General features: G+C 55.9%; 4 protein-coding genes. All 4 read left to right on the forward strand.

The window, feature by feature from the left end:
* Nucleotides 1-201 precede the first annotated feature (201 nt).
* From ACOCD2_RS12945 to ACOCD2_RS12960, 4 genes are read left to right on the forward strand one after another with little or no spacing between them, the layout of a single operon-like run.
* Nucleotides 202-1,113: a hypothetical protein gene (locus ACOCD2_RS12945; RefSeq protein WP_293648325.1), complete on the forward strand. Its 912-nt coding sequence runs from the start codon at nucleotides 202-204 to the stop codon at nucleotides 1,111-1,113.
* Nucleotides 1,110-1,943 (forward strand): c-type cytochrome, encoded by an 834-nt coding sequence (locus tag ACOCD2_RS12950; protein WP_293648322.1) that lies wholly within the window; start codon nucleotides 1,110-1,112, stop codon nucleotides 1,941-1,943. Before ACOCD2_RS12945 ends, ACOCD2_RS12950 begins: the two co-directional genes overlap by 4 nt.
* Nucleotides 1,940-3,652, forward strand: a complete 1,713-nt coding sequence (locus ACOCD2_RS12955) for a cytochrome c (protein WP_293648319.1) — start codon at nucleotides 1,940-1,942, stop codon at nucleotides 3,650-3,652. Before ACOCD2_RS12950 ends, ACOCD2_RS12955 begins: the two co-directional genes overlap by 4 nt.
* A complete protein-coding gene (locus ACOCD2_RS12960) occupies nucleotides 3,553-4,362 on the forward strand; it encodes an ethylbenzene dehydrogenase-related protein (RefSeq protein WP_293648316.1) in 810 nt (269 codons plus the stop codon). The genes ACOCD2_RS12955 and ACOCD2_RS12960 overlap by 100 nt, the downstream gene beginning before the upstream one ends.
* Nucleotides 4,363-4,517: the final 155 nt, after the last annotated feature.

Genomic DNA, 4,517 nt, shown 5'->3' on the forward strand with positions numbered 1-4,517 from the left:
CCCATGGCTGTTGATCCATTCGATGTGTTGGGTCAATAGCATAGACTCGGCGTACTATGATGTCAAGCCTCTACAGACATGAAAAAGCGATTGTAGATCCATCAAGGCAGGCTTGTACTCAGTCTTAGGGGTGAGTAGTTACCCTCAAATTTCATTGCGATTCTGGCGTTCCTGCCCCTGCCCTTTGCCGGCTATTACCTGATGGCGGAGATCTATTCCTATTCCCAGCAGATGGGCATCACAGCCATGGGCGGCATACTGGCCTGGCTGTTCATCGTGCAGGCGGTATTGATCGGTACCATCCTGCTGGCAGGTAATTTTTATCTGTGGTCAGGCATGTCGCGCACCGAAGGATCGGAGCGCTACAAGGGACTGATCAAGGTAATCGCCTTTGTTTTGGTGGTGAGCTTCCTGATCTGGGTAACACCCCACACCCTGATACTTTCTGCTTCGGAAATTTCCCTTCTGGGCGGAAGCCACCACCACATTCTTGGACCTCTTGGCATCATGCCTGCCAAGAACATTGCAGTAAACCTGATGCTCATCGCCACGTTCCTGTCGTTCCAGCTGTATCGCCGTTCCGACAAGGTGGCTACTGTACGTTGGGCTCCTCTGGGCAATGCCCTGCTCATCGGTGTGTATGTGGCAGCCGTGGTCAATATCATTTTCCTGGGCGTCTACTATGGTTACTTCACCAACACTGTTTACAAGGTGGGTTCTTCCGTGGCACAGGTGAGCACCACGCTGATCGTCATCGTTGCGGGTCTGGTTATCGATACCCTGATGTTCAGAAATGCAAAGCGCCTGCCTTCCCATTGGGGGCGTATTCCCGACCGTGCGCAGTATGCCCTGTTCGCGCTCCCTATTGCCTTTACCTGGCTGATGGCGCTCATGGGATATGTGCGTTCCTCGGTGAAGACACACTGGCATGTGTACACGGTGATGAAGGACAACTCCCCGGATAACTTCATCCCCACCATCGGTTACGCGGGCAACATGATTACTTTGGTCACCGTACTGTTCCTGCTGTGCGTGCTGTTCATGTTCTGGGTGGCCAACCTCAGCGGCAGCAGGCAGGCCAAACCTGACGCCACGGCCGGGGGTGAGGCATGAAGGTGCTTTTCAAGACGCTGGGGTTCAGCCTGGGGCTGACGCTGCTGTTCACGCTGGTGACCTACCTTCTGCCCCAGGTGAAAGGTGAGGCGCCGGTGGAAAAAAAGGTGGATCTGAGTTCCCTGACCATGGAAGACTTCATCGCCCTGGGTGACGATATCTTTCACAACAAGGGCACCTGTACCCTCTGCCACAAGCCTGCCCCCCTGGGAAGGGCGCCGGACATCGAAGGCGATGACATGGTGGCCGAGTCGGCCAAGCGCCTCGCCGATCCGCGCTACAAGGGGGACGCGAAGGATGCTGAAGGCTATCTGCGTGAATCCATGCTCCATCCCAGCAAATATGTGGTTGCCGGTTGGGGCAAGAAGGGTAGCAATGATTCCGAATCTCCCATGCCCCCTGTCGACAAGCCGCCCATACAGCTGTCGGCGATGGAAATAGACGCGGTCATCGCCTGGCTGGAGGCCAAGGATGGCAATGAAGTGACGGTTGCATTGCCTACGGCAGCAGCTGCAGCCGAGGTGGGTGCCGGTGGCGCTGGCGGAGATGCGGGCAAGGCGCCTGCACCGGCAGCAACGGCTGAAGAAGCGCTGGCCAAGTTTGCCTGTGTTTCCTGTCATTCACTGGACAGCAAGGACACACTGGTCGGGCCCGGCCTGGTGGATGTGGGCTCACGCCTGACTCCGGAACAGATTCGCCAGAGCATTCTGGATCCCGGTGCGGTGATCGCAGAGGGTTTTCCTCCGGCCATGCCAACCGACTTTGGCGCAAAAATGACAGTCAATGAGCTGGAAATGATTGTGAAGTATCTGGCGGAGAAGAAAGGATGAAAGGTTTCCGGATTACTGCATTCTGGCAGGCGCTGATCGCCGCGGTACTGGCCTATCTGGTTTTCGACAACGCTTTCCCGCCGGTGCTGCCCAAGACCCTGATGATCCAGTACATGATCATCACCATCATCGGTATTCTGCTGTATTTCGCATTCGATGACAGGAAATGGGAAGAGTTCAAAGCCCCTATCCTGTCCACCCTGAAAGATGACAACAAGGCGCCTCTGCGCTGGTTTTTCCTTATCGCCATTCCCCTGCTGGCAGCCTGGGTGGTCTATGGTGCGGTGAAGCCGTCTTACGAGGCACCGGTGGAATTGCGCCAGGTGCATCCCGCACCACCGGCCAGTCTCAAGGTGTATAACAAGACCTTTGATCTGGCGACTCTTGAAAACCCGGTTCGCAACGACATCCTTGAGACGCTGGCGAAAGACAGGGACGCCGGGTGGGGCAAGTACAGGGAATCTGTGGCCGCAGGCCGTGACATCTATTATCAGAACTGCTTCTATTGCCACGGTGATCTGCTGGATGGCAAAGGGCACTATGCCCATGGCTTCAGTCCGCAGCCGATCAATTTTCAGGATCCCACAATCATTCCCCAGTTGCAGGAAGCTTTCCTGTTCTGGCGTATCACCACCGGTGGTCCTGGCCTGCCCGTGGAAGGTACTCCCTGGAATTCGGCCATGCCTGTCTGGCATGAGATGCTGGCGGAAAACGATGTCTGGAACGTGATCAATTTCATCTTCGATTACAACGGGCAGGTGCCCCGGATCTGGGATCCGGAAGTATCCAAAACCGTTTCGGGCATGAAGGACGAGGTGCTGGCACGCCGCAAGAACATCATGGGCAGGGATCTGTACAGGTTCCGCTGTGAAGTCTGTCATGGTGAGCAGGGTGCAGGTGATGGTGTGGCGGCTGATTTCATGTATCCGCGGCCCAGGGATTTCAGTCTGGCCCTGTTCAAGTACAAGACTTCTCCCGGCACGGAATTGCCACGGGATGAGGATCTGTTCAATACCATAAAAATGGGGCTGCCCGGAACCGCCATGCCCGGCTGGGGGCTGCAGGGGCGCGCCCTGCTGAGCGATGAACAGATTCGTAGCCTGATACCCGTGATCAAGGGTTTTGATATCACCCAGGCCTGGCCGCCGGAGGATGCTGATGAAGATGCTTTCGATGATGACGGTTTCTATACAAAAACGGATTTCCGTGTCATCAAGGATGTGGAGCCACTGAACGGGCAGATCGCCTATTCCGAAGAACCCATCGAAAAGGGCAAGGCGGCTTTCCGTAAATCCTGCTCCGAGTGTCACGGTATGGATGGCCGGGGAAATATCCGCTCGGGCAAGAAACTGGAAGACGACTGGGGCAATCGCATCTGGCCGCGGGACCTGACCAAACCCTGGACCTGGCGTGCCACTCAATCTCTGGATACCACCGAGAAAGAGCGCGATGAAACCGTCAAGGCCATCTACACCCGTCTGTCCATCGGCATTCCAGGTACGCCCATGCCTGCCCACCGGGCAGTGGAAGAGGGCAACCAGGATCCTGTGATCTTGGAAGATCGCTGGCATATTGCCAATTATGTCTACACAGCCTGCGGGAAACCACCGTGCAACCCCAGGATGGACCGGTGGTCAGCAGCAGGAAACTGGAAGCCGAACTGCCGGCAAGTGTGGATGACGAGCGCTGGAAAGAGGCGCCGGCGGTAACGTTGCACCTGGTGCCCAATGTCATCAAGGAAGACCGGCTGTTCACGCCCCTGAATGATGCGGTCACGGTGCGCACACTGTACAACGACAAAGAGATCGCCTTTCTGCTGGAAGTCGATGACCGTACCAAGAGCATACCGGGCGACAAGTATTTCAGCGAGCTGCAGGACGAGAACCTGGAGATGCACCCGGATGCCTTTGCCATCCAGTTCCCCCATGAGGACGCCTACATGTCCGCCCCCATGGTGAAGAAGCCCCTTTATCGTCATGGCGATGCCAAGAACAAAACTACGATCTGGTACTGGAACGCAGGCAGTATCGAACCCAGGCGTGATCCCGTTGCCATGCTGTTCGACGGCTCCGGCCCGGACAGGCAACTCGAACCCAGAGAGAAAGACAGCAGCCTGAGTGCTGATGGTGCGTGGAAGGAAGGTCGCTGGAAAGTGCTGATGAAGCGCCCGAGGTTTACCTCGGATGGCGATGTGCTGTTCGAGGAAGGACAGTTCATTCCTGTGTCTTTCGCCAACTGGGATGGCAGCAATGGTGAGTCAGGTTCCAAACACACTCTGACTACCTGGTACTGGCTGATACTGCCACCGGAGATGGATGCATTCAGGGTGTACGGCATACCTGCCGGCATTGCTTTCCTGGTGTTCCTGGCAGGTCTGTTGCTGGTAAGATTCCAGCGAAAGCGTCAGACAAAGGTCTAGGCCATTTAGTTTAGCGTAGAAACCCACGTCCTTAGGACGTGGTCATGAGTGATAGGCTCAGCCTGTCACGACTGATACGGCCCATGTTACAACCCGAAACTGAGTTGTCCCCACAACTGAATTTCGGAGAAATAACAATGAGCCGTTTTGAAAAG

Source organism: Thiolapillus sp. (assembly GCF_048562965.1).
Taxonomy (GTDB): Bacteria; Pseudomonadota; Gammaproteobacteria; order Chromatiales; family Chromatiaceae; genus Thiolapillus; species Thiolapillus brandeum_A.

Coding starts and splice junctions, on each gene's coding strand:
- ACOCD2_RS12945 (WP_293648325.1), top strand. CDS start 202: ATGGCGGAGATCTATTCCTATTCCCAGCAGATGGGCATCACAGCCATG.
- ACOCD2_RS12950 (WP_293648322.1), top strand. CDS start 1,110: ATGAAGGTGCTTTTCAAGACGCTGGGGTTCAGCCTGGGGCTGACGCTG.
- ACOCD2_RS12955 (WP_293648319.1), top strand. CDS start 1,940: ATGAAAGGTTTCCGGATTACTGCATTCTGGCAGGCGCTGATCGCCGCG.